14 protein-coding genes and 1 tRNA gene are annotated in these 14,668 nt (G+C 66.7%); 9 read left to right on the plus strand and 6 right to left on the minus strand.

Annotated features, from left to right (window positions below; all coding sequences use genetic code 11):
- Positions 1-136: 136 nt before the first annotated feature.
- From AABQ55_RS04635 to AABQ55_RS04645, 3 genes are all read left to right on the plus strand, one after another.
- On the plus strand, positions 137-1,609 hold the full coding sequence (locus AABQ55_RS04635; protein ID WP_244767289.1) for a sensor histidine kinase: 1,473 nt from the start codon (positions 137-139) through the stop codon (positions 1,607-1,609).
- A 135-nt stretch (positions 1,610-1,744) separates the two neighbouring features.
- Positions 1,745-1,821: transfer RNA gene (locus AABQ55_RS04640), tRNA-Arg, on the plus strand.
- 227 nt (positions 1,822-2,048) lie between these two features.
- On the plus strand, positions 2,049-3,296 hold the full coding sequence (locus AABQ55_RS04645; protein WP_244767290.1) for an alpha/beta hydrolase: 1,248 nt from the start codon (positions 2,049-2,051) through the stop codon (positions 3,294-3,296).
- A gap of 47 nt (positions 3,297-3,343) precedes the next feature.
- On the opposite strand, the gene AABQ55_RS04650 is transcribed toward AABQ55_RS04645, so the two are convergent.
- Positions 3,344-3,979, minus strand: a complete 636-nt coding sequence (locus tag AABQ55_RS04650; protein ID WP_272804253.1) for a DUF1236 domain-containing protein — start codon at positions 3,977-3,979, stop codon at positions 3,344-3,346.
- 123 nt (positions 3,980-4,102) lie between these two features.
- Positions 4,103-4,909: a 2', 3'cyclic nucleotide phosphodiesterase SpdA gene (gene spdA, locus AABQ55_RS04655; protein ID WP_272804254.1), complete on the minus strand. Its 807-nt coding sequence runs from the start codon at positions 4,907-4,909 to the stop codon at positions 4,103-4,105.
- A gap of 200 nt (positions 4,910-5,109) precedes the next feature.
- Between spdA and AABQ55_RS04660 the strand changes: the two genes are divergently transcribed.
- Positions 5,110-6,144, plus strand: a complete 1,035-nt coding sequence (locus AABQ55_RS04660; protein ID WP_272804255.1) for a proline racemase family protein — start codon at positions 5,110-5,112, stop codon at positions 6,142-6,144.
- Between the two features lie 19 nt (positions 6,145-6,163).
- On the opposite strand, the gene AABQ55_RS04665 is transcribed toward AABQ55_RS04660, so the two are convergent.
- A complete protein-coding gene (locus tag AABQ55_RS04665) occupies positions 6,164-7,198 on the minus strand; it encodes a tetratricopeptide repeat protein (protein ID WP_272804256.1) in 1,035 nt (344 codons plus the stop codon).
- A gap of 188 nt (positions 7,199-7,386) precedes the next feature.
- Here AABQ55_RS04665 and AABQ55_RS04670 point away from each other — a divergent pair, with 188 nt between their 5' ends.
- Entirely contained in the window at positions 7,387-8,025 is a 639-nt protein-coding gene (locus AABQ55_RS04670) for a FecR family protein (protein ID WP_244767295.1), read from the plus strand.
- Between the two features lie 53 nt (positions 8,026-8,078).
- Here the strand turns inward: AABQ55_RS04670 and AABQ55_RS04675 are convergent, their stop codons facing one another.
- The 3 genes from AABQ55_RS04675 to AABQ55_RS04685 form a co-directional block, all read right to left on the minus strand.
- Positions 8,079-9,920, minus strand: a complete 1,842-nt coding sequence (locus AABQ55_RS04675) for a CHASE2 domain-containing protein (protein WP_443021140.1) — start codon at positions 9,918-9,920, stop codon at positions 8,079-8,081.
- A gap of 81 nt (positions 9,921-10,001) precedes the next feature.
- The gene (locus AABQ55_RS04680) at positions 10,002-10,706 is read right to left on the minus strand and encodes a Crp/Fnr family transcriptional regulator (RefSeq protein ID WP_244767297.1); all 705 of its coding nucleotides are present in this window, start codon (positions 10,704-10,706) and stop codon (positions 10,002-10,004) included.
- A gap of 120 nt (positions 10,707-10,826) precedes the next feature.
- The gene (locus tag AABQ55_RS04685; RefSeq protein ID WP_272804258.1) at positions 10,827-11,015 is read right to left on the minus strand and encodes a hypothetical protein; all 189 of its coding nucleotides are present in this window, start codon (positions 11,013-11,015) and stop codon (positions 10,827-10,829) included.
- Positions 11,016-11,169: 154 nt separating this feature from the next.
- Between AABQ55_RS04685 and AABQ55_RS04690 the strand changes: the two genes are divergently transcribed.
- From AABQ55_RS04690 to AABQ55_RS04705, 4 genes are all read left to right on the plus strand, one after another.
- Positions 11,170-11,640: a DoxX family protein gene (locus AABQ55_RS04690; protein ID WP_272807390.1), complete on the plus strand. Its 471-nt coding sequence runs from the start codon at positions 11,170-11,172 to the stop codon at positions 11,638-11,640.
- Positions 11,641-11,790: 150 nt separating this feature from the next.
- Positions 11,791-12,489: an orotate phosphoribosyltransferase gene (locus AABQ55_RS04695; RefSeq protein WP_272804259.1), complete on the plus strand. Its 699-nt coding sequence runs from the start codon at positions 11,791-11,793 to the stop codon at positions 12,487-12,489.
- Between the two features lie 79 nt (positions 12,490-12,568).
- Positions 12,569-13,498 (plus strand): carbohydrate kinase family protein, encoded by a 930-nt coding sequence (locus AABQ55_RS04700; RefSeq protein ID WP_244767301.1) that lies wholly within the window; start codon positions 12,569-12,571, stop codon positions 13,496-13,498.
- Positions 13,499-13,582: 84 nt separating this feature from the next.
- Positions 13,583-14,668 (plus strand): glycosyltransferase family 4 protein, encoded by a 1,086-nt coding sequence (locus AABQ55_RS04705; protein ID WP_272804260.1) that lies wholly within the window; start codon positions 13,583-13,585, stop codon positions 14,666-14,668.

A 14,668-nucleotide genomic window follows, 5' to 3' on the forward strand; every position in this document is an offset into this window, starting at 1 on the left:
CGGCGCGGCGGTCGCGGGATCGCTGCGTTTTTGCCGTTCCCGCGGCGCCGTTGGAAAATTTGCCGCAATCTCCTATGATTGGCAGGAATACGTCGCCGATCCCCGGTCGCGACGCGGCCTGCCGAGGAGTTGAAAGATGGTGGACAGAGACGGGGTGCCGTCCTTGACCGAGAAGCCGGTGCCGGCGGTCGGCTTCCTGTCCGGCCTGTCGGGGCGGCTCCTCCTGGTCACGGCCATCTTCGTCCTGATCGCCGAAGTGCTGATCTTCGTGCCGTCGGTCGCCAACATGCGCCTGCAATGGCTGCGCGACCGCCTGAACACCGCGGCGGCCGCCAGCGTCGTCATCGAGGGCCTGCCGGACCACGAGCTGCCGCGCGCCGTACAGGAAGAGACGCTGATGGCAACCGGCACCAAGGCGATCATCCTGAAGCGGGAGGACGCCTCCCGCATGGTCGCCGCCGTCGACATGCCGCCGAGCATCGACGCGCAATACGATCTTTCCGACGTCTCGACGCTGACCGCCGTCTACGACGCCTTCGACACGCTGCTCTTCGGCGGCGACCGCGTCATCCGCGTCTTCGGCCCGGTCGGCGAATCGAGCACGCGCATCGAGCTGCTGCTCGACGAGCGGGCACTGCGCCGCGCCATGCTGGGCTATGCGCGCAACGTCTTCATCCTGTCCATGATCATCTCCGTGGTCACGGCGAGCCCCATCTTCTTCGCGCTCAACCGCCTGCTGATCCGCCCGATCCGCCGCATGACCGCGAATATCCAGGAATTCGCCGCCGACCCGTCGAACCCGGCGCGCGTGCTGGAGCCGTCCGGCGGGCGCGACGAGATCGCCGTCGCCGGCATCCATCTCGCCGCCATGCAGCAGACGCTGCAACGCACGCTGAAGGAGCAGAAGAACCTCGCCGATCTCGGACTTGCCGTGTCGAAGATCAACCACGACATGCGCAACATCCTCTCCTCGGCCCAGCTGATGTCCGACCGCCTGTCCGACGTCGACGACCCCGTGGTCAAGCGTGTCGCGCCGAAGCTCCTGCGCAGCATCGACCGGGCGGTGGGCTATACCAACGAGGTGCTCTCCTACGGCCGGATGCGCGAGCCGGAGCCGCGCCGCCGCTTCGTCGCGCTGCGCCCGCTGGTTCAGGAGGTTTCCGAGGTGCTGGCGCTCGATTCGCGCAGCGACATCGATTTCGTCGCGCAGGTCGAGCCGGGCCTGCAGGTCGATGCCGACAGCGAGCAGCTCTTCCGCGTCATCCACAATCTGTGCCGCAACGCCGTCGAGGCGCTGTCGCAGGACAGCGGCGCGGAGCGGCGCACCGTGCTCGTCACGGGGCTTCGCACCGGCAGCGTCGTGTCCATCGCCATCGACGACAACGGCCCCGGCATGCCCGCAAAGGCGCGCGAAAACCTCTTTGCCGCCTTCCGCGGCTCCGTCCGCTCGGGCGGCACGGGCCTTGGCCTTGCGATCGCCCGCGAGCTCGTGCTCGCCCATGGCGGCACCATCGCGCTGGTGGAAAAGCCGACGCCGGGCACGCTGTTCCGCATCGAGCTGCCGGACCGCCCCGTCCCCCTCGACGCCTTCCGCCACCGCGCCTCGTAATCCGGGCCTCTGCCGCTCCCCGTGTGACGGCCCGATGAAAAAAGTACATTATTTCTGCGAAAGACGCTTGCAATAGACCGGAGGACCCTTTAGAGAACCGCCTCGCAGCCGGGCAACAGACCCGCCACTGCCAGCGCACCCGTAGCTCAGCTGGATAGAGCACCAGACTACGAATCTGGGGGTCAGGAGTTCGAATCTCTTCGGGTGCGCCATTCTTTCCAATCCATAAAGACGATCTGCCGGCCGCTCCGCGGTCGAACCTGGCCGTCCTCGGCTCTCTCCCGGCATTGCTGTTCGCGTGACCGATATGCCACGCGAGGCGCTCCGTGGCGGTCCTTGCCTTCGGGCTCTCTTCAAAACCGCCCGCCGCTCGGCTAAGCAGGGATGAACGGTGCGAGGCATGCACCGGCGAAACCTTGAAAGCGGAAGGAAGCGGGGCATGATGAACCGCGAAATGCCGCGCGTATTGCGTCGCGTGATCTTCGCCGGACTGCTTGCCCTTGCAGGTTGCGCCGGCCGGCCGGAGGGCGTGCTCGTGCCGAGCGGCGAAACGCCGGCGGGCGTCTCCACGGTCGACCTCCTGGTCGCCACCACCCGCGCGCCCTCGCAACAGCCGGGCGTGCTGTTTTCCGGCGAGCGCGGCTCCGAGCTCGTCATGCGCGACATCACCGTCTCCATTCCGCCGGACGGCAAGCGCAAGGTGGGGCAGGTGCAATGGCCGGAAAAGCTGCCGGCCGATCCGATGAAGGATTTCTCCACCGTCAGCGTGACGCCGATCGACAGCGCGAAGGCCGGCCGCGCCTGGCTCGACGGGCACCTGCCGAAAAGCCGTCGCGTGCTCGTCTTCGTGCACGGCTTCAACAACCGCTATGAGGATGCCGTCTACCGCTTCGCGCAGATCGTGCACGATTCGAAGACCGACGCCGCGCCCGTCATCTTCACCTGGCCCTCGCGCGCCAGCATCTTCGATTATTCCTACGACAAGGAAAGCACGAACTATTCGCGCGATGCGCTGGAGGAGCTGCTGCGGGCGGCGGTCGACACGCCGGAGGTCGGCGAGATCACCATCATGGCCCATTCCATGGGCACCTGGCTTGCGGTGGAGACGCTGCGCCAGATGGCGATCCGCGACGGGCGCGTGCCGAAGAAGATCCAGCAGGTCATCCTCGCCTCGCCCGACCTCGACGTGGACGTCTTCGGCCAGCAGCTGCGCGCCATCGGCGCGGAGCGCCCGCAATTCACGCTCTTCGTTTCGCGTGACGACCGGGCGCTGACGCTCTCGCGGCGCATTTCCGGCAATGTCGACCGGCTCGGCCAGATCGACCCGTCCCAGGAACCCTATCGCAGCATGCTGGAGAAGCAGGGCATCATCGTGCTGGACCTGACGGCGCTGAAATCCGGCGACAGCCTGAACCACGGGAAGTTCGCTGAAAGTCCGGAGGTCGTCCGGCTCATCGGCAACCGGCTGATCGCCGGCCAGACCGTCACCGATTCCGAGGTCGGCCTCGGCGACCGGCTCGGTGCGGTGGCGCTCGGCACGGCGCAGACGGTGGGCAGCGTCGCCAGCATCGCGGTCTCCACGCCCATCGCCGTCTTCGATCCGGTGACACGCAAGAACTACGACGACCAGTGGCTGCGGTTCGGCCGCTCGGTCGAGGATACCGCGGTGACGGCGACCGGACAGTAAAAAGGCGGCCCCCGCAGGGGCCGCCCTTCCTCGATGATCCCGCGGGGTCAGCGGACCCAGATCACCTCGCGGGTGCTGCGGTCGACGAGAACGGGACGTTCGTCGACATAGATGTAGCCATAGGTCGGGCTTTCCGGCACTTCGACGATCTGGACGGTGTCCGGGACCACGACGCCGGCCTCGACCGGGCCTTCCAGCACGACGGGCTCCAGCGGGTGGCGCTCGACATAGGTGATGGTCGTCTCCGGGATGTCAGGCGAGATGCTGGCGGTCGTCTCGATCTCGGGCGCATAGACGACCTGGCGGCTGTCCGTGCGCACGATCACCGGGCGGTTGTCGACATAGACATAGGCGAGGTCCGGATGATCGGGGATCGGCGTCAGCGTAACGGTGTCGTCGAAGCGCGTGTCGGCGGTCAGTTGTCCGTCCAGGACGACCGGCGGCGTCGGGTTTTCCATCACATAGACGCGGGCATCGTCCGGAACGGCGGCTTCCGCGCCGATCGCCACGCCGACGACGCCCCCGACGATGGCGCCGACCGGGCCGCCGACCACGGCGCCCGCAGCGGCACCGGCGGCACCGCCCGCAGCGCCGCCGAGAACTTCCTTGTCGCCATCGTCCGCATGGGCGACCGTGGCGCCGATGAGTGCCAGCGCGGCACCGGCCATGAGAATCTTGCGCATGTCTTTCTCCTTCGAAAGTTGGGTTTCCCACCCCTTCGGCGGAGACAACGTGGGATGCCCTGCCCGGTTCCCGCAGAACGCGGATCGGGCATCACGATGTGTAACGCGCGTTAACCGGCCTCTTCAGGCGATCTCGGAATCGCGCCGCGCGATTTCGTAGTCCTCGTGGTGCACCTGCAGGCCCTCGCCCGTCACCACGACGATGCCGTAGGCGGCAGGCTCGTCCACCGAGAGCGAGGCGTTCGGCGTGTCGAAGGGCATCGGCTGCTGGTGGACGGGGCTCTTGAAGATAGAGAAGGGAATGCCGCGATGCGAGCCGCCGATCGTGCGGTGCACATGGCCGGCGAAGATGTGGCGCACATTGCCGTGTTTCAGCACGAGGTCGTAGAAGGCGTCCTCGTTGCCGAGCCTGATCGCGTCCATGCCGGTAAAACCCGTCTTGTGCGGCGGGTGGTGCATGAAGAGGAGGACCGGAAGGCCGTTCGCGCCCGCCAGCATCCGGTCGAGCCAAGCGAGGCGTCGTTCGCACAGGTAGCCGGCATGGCTGCGCGGATAGTCGTAGGGTGGAGCGAAGAGCGTGTCCAGCAGCACCACGCGGCAGTCGTCGAAGTCGACCACCTGTTGCACGAAGCCGTTCTCGTCGGGCGCCACATGGGCGAAGGTCTCAAGGAAACGCTCGCGATAGTCGTGGTTGCCGATGGTGATGGCGGCAGGCGGCACGAGCAGCGACAGCAGGTCGCGCAGGCGCTGGTAGGACATCGTGTCGGCACGGTGCGTCAGGTCGCCGGTGAAGATGACCCGGTCGGCGTCGGCATGGTGACGGTTGACATGCTCGATGCCGGCAAGCAGGCGCTGATAGGGATCGAGGCCGATGATCTTCGTGCCCTCGGGCACCATGTGCAGATCGGTGAAGACAATGAGCTTGGTCATGAAAGGGCCTCGTGGCGAACGGATTGTCCGGGATGGGCAATCTCCTCCCGGGTGCTTTTCGTAGCGTGCAAACCCGTCGCATGAAAAGCAGTTGGAACGAGCAGCAATCTGATATATCAGAAGAATGAAACAACTGTTCCCCGCCCATGGCCCCGGGGATGGAAACCGCCGCCGGACCGGCACAGACGGAGCATATCGACATGAGATGGAAGCGTACGATCCAGCTGCTGGACGTTCATTGCGAAGGCGAGATCGGCAAGGTGGCGATCGGCGGCGTGCCGAAGATCCCCGGCAACACGATCGCCGAGCAGCTCCACCACATCAACACGGTGGATGACAGCCTGCGCCGCTTCCTGTGCCTGGAGCCGCGCGCGGCCGCAACCGGTTCGGTGAACCTTCTGGTTCCCGCCAAGCGGCCGGAAGCCGATGCCGGCTTCATCATCCTGCAGGCCGACCAGGCGCACGCCTCCTCCGGTTCCAATTCGATCTGCGTCACCACGGCGCTCTTGGAATCCGGCATCGTCGAGATGAAGGAGCCGGAAACGGTGGTGGTGCTCGACACGGCCGCCGGCCTCGTCAAGGCGACGGCGACCTGCCGCGACGGGCGCTGCGAGAAGGTCAGGCTCACCATGGTGCCGTCCTTCGTGCAGGAGCTCGACGTGGAAATCGACACGCCGCACTGGGGCCGCGTGCGCTTCGACATCTCCTATGGCGGCATTTTCTATGCGCTCGTCGATGTCGACCAGATCGGCACGAAGATCGAGAAGGCCAATGCCCGTGCGCTTGTCGACGCCGGCATGGCGCTGAAGGACCTGATCAACACGTCGATGAAGGTGGTGCACCCGGAAATCCCGGAGATCAGTGGCGTCGCCTATGTCATGTTCCGTGATCGCGACCCGGATGGCCTGGTGCGGACCGCCACCACCATGTGGCCCGGCCGCGTCGACCGCTCGCCCTGCGGCACCGGCAACTCGGCCAACCTCGCAACGCTGCATGCCCGCGGCCTTGCCAAGGTGGGCGATACGTTCCGCTCGCGCTCGATCATCGGGTCCGAATTCGAGGTGGGGCTCGAGGCCGAAACGGTCGTTGCCGGCCGCAAGGCCATCATCCCGACCATCACCGGCCGCGGCTGGACATTCGGCCTCCACCAGATCGCGCTCGACCCGACCGATCCGCTGGCGAACGGCTTTGCGATGACGGACACCTGGGGACCGCAGGCGGGCGAGATTCGCTGATCCCTCCCCAAGGAAAGGCTTAGTTTCCGGCGTAGTGCTTCTCGATGGCGCCGAGGGTGATCGGGTCGATCTCCGCATTCTCGGCGCCGGCAATCAGCTTGCGTCCGGCAAGCACCTGCTTGATGGCAAGGCGGGCGTCGGCGCTGAGCTTTTCCGGCGTGTCGCGTAGGATGACCTCGAGATCGACATCGCGCATCTCGAAGGCCGCGACGAGGCTGGTCACCGCCTGCTCGACATTCTTCACGATGCCGGTGCCGCTCTGCTGCATCAGGCCGAATTTCAGCTTGCCGTAGCTGTCGCCGCGGTCGGCGGCCTGCTTGAAGTAGCCGGCGGCCGCGGCAAGGTCCTGCGAGATGCCTTCCCCGGCTTCCAGCATGAGGCCGAGATTGATCATCGCATCGACGCTGCCGCCTTCGGCGGCGAGGCGGTAGAAGGCCGCCGCCCGTGCATTGTCCTCCTCGATCAGGCTGCCGTCGTCGAGCAGCACGCCGAGATTGAAGGCGGCGGTCTCGTCGCCGGCGGCGGCTGCCTTGTCGAACCAGCGGGCCGCCGCCGCGCCGTCGATCTTCGTGCCGATACCGTCGCGATAGGCGACGGCGAGATTGTAGGCGCCGAGCAGGTCGCCCAGTTCGGCAGCCTTCTTGTAATGGCTGAATTCCGCGGCGGCATCGCCGCGTTTGCCGAGCATGGCGCCGTAGTTCACCATCGCCACCGTATGCCCGAGCGCGGCCGCCTCCGCATAGAGCTTCATGGCCTCGAGGTCCTGGCCGGCGCGCTCCAGCGCCCGGGCAAGCTGGAAGGCCATGCGCGCCCCGCCGCCGGCATTGTAGGCTTCGCGGCAGGCCGAAAGCGCCGGGCCGATCTCGATGTCGTCGAGCGCGACCGGCGCGAAGGTTGTGTTGCGCGTCATGTCGTAGCGGCTGCCGGCGCTGGCGTCGCACCGGTTTTCGATGGAAAGCACATCGGCCCTGGCGCCGCCTGCGGCGCCTGCAAGAAGGACCGCGAAGAAAAGGGCGCGGCCAGCCGTCTTCATTCCTGTGGATCGCTTGATCATGATCCGTCTCCCTTCGTTGGATGACCGCACCTTAGAGGACGGGCGAAAGACGGCTGTTTCCGCGGGAACAGAAGGAGCGGGCAGGGCGGCGCATAAGGGGTGCAGGGCAGGCGGTGCGCGGTTGACGGCACGGTCTGCATCGGTTCAATTCCATTCCGTCGGGTTTGTTCTCGCGCGAAAGGCATGTCATGCGAACGCTCAACGCTTTCAGTCCGGTCTCCTTCAGCCGCAGGCTCTTCATAGCGGGCGGCGCGCTGGCCCTGACGGGCATCGGCATCCGCGCCACCCAGGCCAATGCCGTGATCGGCAAGGCCGTCGAGATCACCGGCGACGTCACCCGCAAGCAGGCGAACCATCTCGAGGGCCTGAAGGCCGGCGCGAGCCTGATGGACCATGATTTCCTCAAGACCGGCAAGGAAAGCTTCGCCTCGCTGGAGCTCGGCGATGACACCAGCCTGCTGCTCGGCAGTGAGACGGAACTCTTGATCGACACCTTTATCGCCGGCCAAGGCGGCGTCATCGAGCTCGGCACGGGGCAAATGGTCTTCGACCGGCCCGAAGGCCTTGCGAAGATCGACCTCACCATGCGCACCGCCTTCGGCATGATCGGCGTGCGCGGCACCAAGTTCTTCGCCGGTCCGAGCCGCGGCGTCTTCGCCGTCTTCGTCGAGCACGGTCTCGTCGAGGTCTCGGGCGGCGGCGTCACGCGTCCGGTCGGCCGCGGCGAGGGCGTCGAGATCGCGTCGGCGGGCGCCGCGCCGGGCGAGATCACCCGATGGGGCGAGGCCCGCATCCGCGAGGCCTATGCGAGCGTCGGGATCCGCTGACGCGGCTGTAAAATTGGGGGAAGGGCGGGTATGCGCCCGCGCCGGCCCGGGCGTCAATCGAGCGTGAACAGCTCCATCGTGCCGAAGCCGCGGATTTCGTGGTTGCCGATGGCGCGCAGCGGGCGGCTGGTTTCGCCGGCCGCGCGCGGCCCCACGCAGATCTGGGTCCCCAGGAACTTGTTGGCATCCTGCAGCCGGGCGGCAAGGTTCACGGCGTCGCCATGGGCGGTATAGTCGAGCTTGCCGCCGGTCCCCACCTCCCCAAGCACCGCCATGCCCGTCTCGACGCCGATGCGCGTGCGCCCGAACGCCTTTTCGAGGAAGGCGGGGCGGCGGCGCATCTCTTCCGTCAGCGCACGGATCTCGTCTGCGCAGGCAAGCGCCTTGTCGACATGGCGCTCCAGATCGTCGGGCGCGTTGAAGAGCGCGTGCACGGCGTCGCCCACCACCTTGTCCACCATGCCGCCATGCCGCGCAACGAGGGCATTGACCTCGGAAAAGTAGATGTCGAGCAGCTTGACGAGATCATGCGGCCCGATCTTCTGGGCAAGCGCGGAAAAGCCCTCTATGTCCGTGAACAGGGCCGTCACCTGCCGTTCCTCGCCGGCGACGCGGCCGAGATCCGGGTTGTCGATGTAGCGGGCGACGACGGATTGCGGCAGGTATTGCGCAAAGCGCTGGCGGGCCGTCGCTTCGGCCCGGCGCACATGGGCAAATTGCAGGAGGCCGGTGACGAGCGCCGCGGTGGCGACGATCAGCGAAACGCCGCCCGCATCGGAGAGAAGCGCGGTGCGCGCATAGAGCAGGACCGACGCGCCGAAGACGAGGCCGACGAGCCCGATGCCGGCGAGCGCGGCAAAGAGCGGGCGAAGCCGCGCCGCCGCCAGCGCCGCCGCCGCCCCGGCGAGGAAGGCGAAGCCCGCTTCGACGGGCAGGAGGCCGAGGTCGCGCGTCGGGATATGATCGGTCAGGATGGCGTTCGCCACGTCGGCATGGATTTGCACCGACGGTTCGAGCGGCATGGAGGCACTGGTGCGCAGCCCGCCGAGATTGGGCAGGCTGCTGCCGATCAGCACGACCTTGCCGGCGATCCGGTCCGCCGGCACCGTACCCGCGACGACATCCGCCGCCGAAAGGGTCCGCGCGCCGATCGTGCCGGCGCTGCTTGCCACGAAGCGCAGGCTGCCGTCCTCGTCGAGCCGAAGGATGCGGGAATCATGGCGCAGCCAGGCCGGACGGCCGCCGAGCACCGGCGTGCGCGCACCGGCCGCAAGGCGCGCCGCCTCGACGCCGAGCGCCGGATAGGCGGCATTGCCGACGATCGCATAGGCCTGCACCCGGCGGACCACCGCGTCCTCGTCGCCGACGAGGAAGGCGGCGGCCGCCGCCTTGGCCTTGTCCTGCAGGAAGGAGCACGAGCTTTCCGTGCCGTCGATGAACCAGAGTTCCGGCACGTCGACCGGTTGTTGCAGGGCCAGCGCGGGCACGGGATGCGGCGCTCCGTCGAACGTCTCGCCGATGAGGAAGCCCAAGATGGTCGTCGTCTTGCCGATGGCGCTTGCCAGCGCTGCATTGGCGGGGTCGTCCGCGGCGCAATTGGTGCTGAAGACGAAGTCGAAGGCGATCGCGGCCGGTTTCGCGGCGGCCAGGTGTTCGATCAGCACCGCCGTCTGCGTGCGTGTCCAGTCTCGCTCCGGCGCGCTCTGGAAGGCCTTGCGGTCGATGTCGACGACGACGATCCGGTCGCTCTGGACCGCCGGAACCGCCTGGGTCAGGGCATCGAAATAGAATTCGCGCTGCCGCTCCAGCGCCGTCTCGCCAAGGAAGAACAGCGCCAGCGCGCCGGCAAGGCTCGCCACGAGGCCGGCGGCAAGCGGTCTGTATCTCTTGGCGATCATGACCCTGGGATCCGCGGGCTACGGCAATTCCGGCATGGATTCGTTGCGGCGCCGCGTTTTGGATTGCATCGGAACACTCTAGTCATCGTCCGGCTCGGCGATGGTCCGCAACCGGCCGATATGGCAATGGATGATGCCGTCGTTGCGGCGGATGGCGCCGGCTTCCTGCAGCGCGAGGATCGACCGGTTGATCTTCGGCCGGCTCGCGCCGACGATGCTAGCGATCTCGGTCTGGCTCAGCGAGATCTGGAGATTGGCGCTCTCCGGCAGCTCCTCGCCATGGATGTTGCGCAAGGTGGCGAGGAAGAAGCGCGCCACGCGCGCATCGAGGTCGTAGAGCGCGATGGTCTCGAGCTGTTCCGTCGTCTCGCGCAGCTTGGTGCAGAGATAGTGGATGATCGCTTGCGCGGCCGTCGGGTTGCGGGTGAGGATCTCCAGGAAGTCGCGCTTTGCGATGACATAGCCTTCCGTCGCGACGACGGCGGTGGCATCTGCCGAGCGCGGCTGGCCGTCGAGGATCGCCATTTCGCCGAGGATGGAGCCCGCCTCGAGCTGGCGCAGCGACAGTTCCTTGCCCTGCGGCGTGATGAGCGAGAGCTTGATGCGGCCGGAAACGAGCACGATGAGATAGGTGCCCTCGTCGCCGCGCTGGAAGATCACCGTGCCGGCCGGCCATTTGCGAAAGGTGGCGATGCCGGCGATCTCGCCGATCGTGTCCTTGCCAAACCCCTCGAAAATCGGAAAAGAACGCCAGAACGCGGCACTCTTGTTGATCTCGTTCATACCCGGTTTCCCCCGACCGCCGCGGACGAAACAAACATACGCCGCTCGGTTGAAATCTTCGCCCAGCCGCCGGGCGCTTGCAACAGAAAAGAACGGAGCTTTCCGGGACGGCCTCGTCTCCTATTGGCAGATGCGGACGCGTTTGGTGATGGTCTTGCCATGTGGGTCTTCCGTGCGGATGCGCTTGGTGATGCAGGTCTGCTGGTAATGCCCGTAGTAGCCCTGCGCATAGGGCGTACCGGCATGGCCGGTCGCGATGAAGGTGAAGGAGACGGCGGCAAGGGCAAGGGCGAGGAGAGAATGACGCATGGAGGTTCCGGCAGGAGGGGGGCGGGGTGTCGTGATCTCGTTGTCGCACGGCGGCGACGCCTCTTCTGTTCCGCCGGGAACAGGCGATATCGTTCACAAAAAGAGAACGATCTGTCTTTCGATCGGCCGTCTAGTTTGACGAAAGAAAGCTGATATCTCTTCGTCAACGCAAACGCCGAAGCCTCAGGAGCTTTCCATGCAACAGAACGCCGTCGTCCTCGTCGGACGCATTCTTCTCGCCCTCATGTTCATCACCGCCGGTTATCCGAAGCTCATCGATCCCTCGGGCACGGCCGGCATGATCGCCGGTGCGGGCCTCCCGGCTGCGACCGCGCTTGCCTATCTCGCCGGCATCTTTGAACTCGTCGCCGGCATTTTCGTCCTCGTCGGCTTCCAGACGCGCATCGCCGCCTACCTTCTCGCCGCCTTCAGCGTGTTCACGGCTCTCGTGTTCCACAGCGGCACGATCGCCATCGAAGGCTTCCCGGACGGCGCCAACGGCCTGCTCACCGTCTTCAACGGCCTGATGATGTGGAAGAACATCACGATCGCCGGCGGCTTCCTCGTGCTCGCCGCCTTCGGCCCCGGGACCTTCTCGATCGACGCCCGCCGCTCGGCCGCCTGAAACAGGCGCCGGACCCTGATCCTCCAGAAACCCTTCCCGGCCTCCGGGGAGGGTTTTTCGCCGTCAGGCCTCTGGAAAAGGCCGCTGCCGCTGGAAAGCCGAGGCTCTTGCTGCTATGCGCACGGGCAGACAGTCATGCGGGAGATGCCGATGTTTTCCAATTCCTTTCCGGACCGGGCCGTGATGGCGGAGCTGATGGCCCGCATGCTTTGGGAGATCAAGGCGGTGCATTTCCGCCCCGAGGAGCCCTACAAGCTCGCCTCCGGCATGGCCTCCCCGGTCTACATGGACTGCCGCAAGCTGCTCTCCTATCCGCGCATCCGCTCGGCGATCATGGATTTCGCCGCCGCGACCCTCGTGCGTGAAGCCGGCTTCGAACGTTTCGACGTGATCGCCGGCGGCGAGACGGCCGGCATTCCCTTCGCCGCCCTCCTCGCCGATCGCCTCGCCCTGCCGATGATCTATGTCCGCAAGAAGCCGAAGGGCCACGGTCGCAACGCGCAGATCGAAGGCGTGATGCCGGAAGGTGCGCGCGTGCTCGTCATCGAGGACCTGGTCACCGTCGGCGGCTCCATGTTCACCTTCATCGACGCGATCCGTGCCGCCGGCGGCGTGGTCGACCACGGCATGTCGCTGTTCTACTACGGCATCTTCAAGGAGGCCGAGGCGCGTTATGCCAATGGCGGTGTCAGGCTGCATCACATCGCCACCTGGCGCGACGTGCTGGCCGTGGCGCGGCAGGAGAAGCTGTTCGACGACGTGACGCTCGCCTCCGTCGCCGCCTTTTTCGATGCGCCGCTCGCCTGGTCGGCCGCCCATGGCGGCGTTGCGGAACTGCCGACCTCGTAAAAGCCTCTGGCGCTTTCCATCGAGATCGTTTAAATCGATTGAAATCGGCTCTGCCGGAATTGCCTAGGGAGGAACGGGAATGATCCTGTGTTGTGGTGAAGCGCTGATCGACATGCTGCCGCGGACGACAACGCTCGGCGAGGATGCCTATGCACCCTATGCCGGCGGGGCGATCTTCAACACGGCGATCGCGCTCGGCCGCCTCGGCGTGCCGACCGGCTTCTTCACCGGCCTTTCCGACGACATGATGGGCGACATCCTGCGCAGGACGCTCGGCGAAAGCGGCGTCGACTACAGCTATTGCGCAACGCTTTCGCGCCCGACGACGGTCGCCTTCGTCAAGCTCGTCGACGGCCACGCCAGCTATGCCTTCTATGACGAGGGCACCGCCGGCCGCATGATCACCGAGGCGGAGCTGCCGCTTCTCGGCGATGACTGCGAGGCGCTGCATTTCGGCGCCATCAGCCTCATTCCCGAGCCCTGCGGCTCCACCTACGAGGCGTTGCTGCGGCGCGAGCACGAAAAGCGCGTCATCTCGCTCGATCCCAACATCCGGCCCGGCTTCATCAAGGACAAGGACGCCCATCTCGGCCGCATCCGCCGCATGGCGGCCATGGCCGACATCGTCAAGTTCTCCGACGAGGACCTCGCCTGGTTCGGCCTCGAGGGGGACGAGGAGGCGCTTGCCCGCCACTGGCTGCATCATGGCGCCAAGCTCGTGGTCGTCACGCGCGGCGCGCAAGGCGCCGTCGGCTACAGCGCGAACCACAAGGTCATCGTGCCGAGCGAGCGCGTGAGCGTGGTCGACACGGTCGGTGCCGGCGATACGTTCGATGCAGGCGTGCTCGCCTCGCTGAAGATGCAGAACCTCCTCACCAAGTACCAGGTCGCCCGGCTCGATGAAGACCAGATCGCCAAGGTGCTGGCGCTCGGTGCCAAGGCCGCCGCCGTCACCGTCTCGCGCGCCGGCGCCAACCCGCCCTGGGCCAAGGAAATCGGGCTGGCTTAAGCCGACGGGCGCACCCCGAAAAGGGCGTGCCAGGCCCAAAGTGCGCCTTCATCCGCCTGTCATCGCAGCGTGGTCAAAGGGGCCATGCTCGATCACACCGCTCCAGATTCGCCCGATGCCGCCCGCCCGAACGGCCCGGCGCCCACCATCCTCGTCGTCACGGATGCCTGGCACCCGCAGCTGAACGGCGTGGTCCATACGCTGGAGGAGCTGGCCCGCTCGATGGCGGAGGAGGGTATCGAGGTTGCCTTCCTGACGCCGCAGGGTTTCACCACGGTGCCGCTGCCGTCCTATCCGGAGATCCGGCTCGCCATAGCCTCGAAGCGCCGTGTCCTGGCCGAGATCGAGAAGATCGCGCCGGACTATATCCACATCGCCACCGAAGGCCCGCTCGGCATGGCGGCACGGCGCGCCTGCCTGGAGCGCCGCCTGCCGTTCACGACGGCCTATCATACGCGCTTTCCCGAATTCATCAGCGCGCGCCTGCCCGTCCCGGAAAGCCTTAGCTACTGGTGGCTGCGCCGCTTCCACAATGCCGGCAACGGCATGATGGTGGCGACCAAGTCGCTCGGGGCGGAAATGGCGGCGCGGGGCTTCGTGCGCATCAAGCGCTGGTCGCGGGGCGTCGATACGAAATTGTTCGATCCGGCGCGGCGCCGCGATCTCGGCCTGCCGCGGCCCGTTTTCCTGAATGTCGGGCGCGTGGCGGTGGAAAAGAACCTGCCCGCCTTCCTCGGCCTCGACCTGCCGGGCAGCAAGGTCGTCGTCGGCGACGGGCCGGACCTTGCCGCGCTGCGCCAGCGGTATCCGGACGTGCATTTCCTCGGCCGCAAGACCGGCGAGGAGCTTGCCGCGATCTATGCCGCTGCCGATGTCTTCGTCTTCCCGAGCCGCACGGACACGTTCGGCAATGTCATGCTGGAAGCGCTGGCAAGCGGCGTTCCGGTCGCCGCCTTTCCGGTCACGGCCCCGCGGGACGTTCTGGGCGAGGGCGGCGCCTTGTCGGAGGATCTGCGGGAAGCGGCCCTTGCCGCACTCGACATCCCCAAGGAGGCCGCGCGCGGCCGTGCCATGGCCTATAGCTGGCGCGCCTGCGCCCGCGAGTTCCTGGGCAACCTCGCCCGCGTGCCGCGCGATGCATTCGCGGCACGCCGCCTCAGCCTGCGCTGA

Origin of the sequence: Shinella sp. WSD5-1 (assembly GCF_963942435.1) — a bacterium.
GTDB classification, from domain to species: domain Bacteria; phylum Pseudomonadota; class Alphaproteobacteria; order Rhizobiales; family Rhizobiaceae; genus Shinella; species Shinella yambaruensis.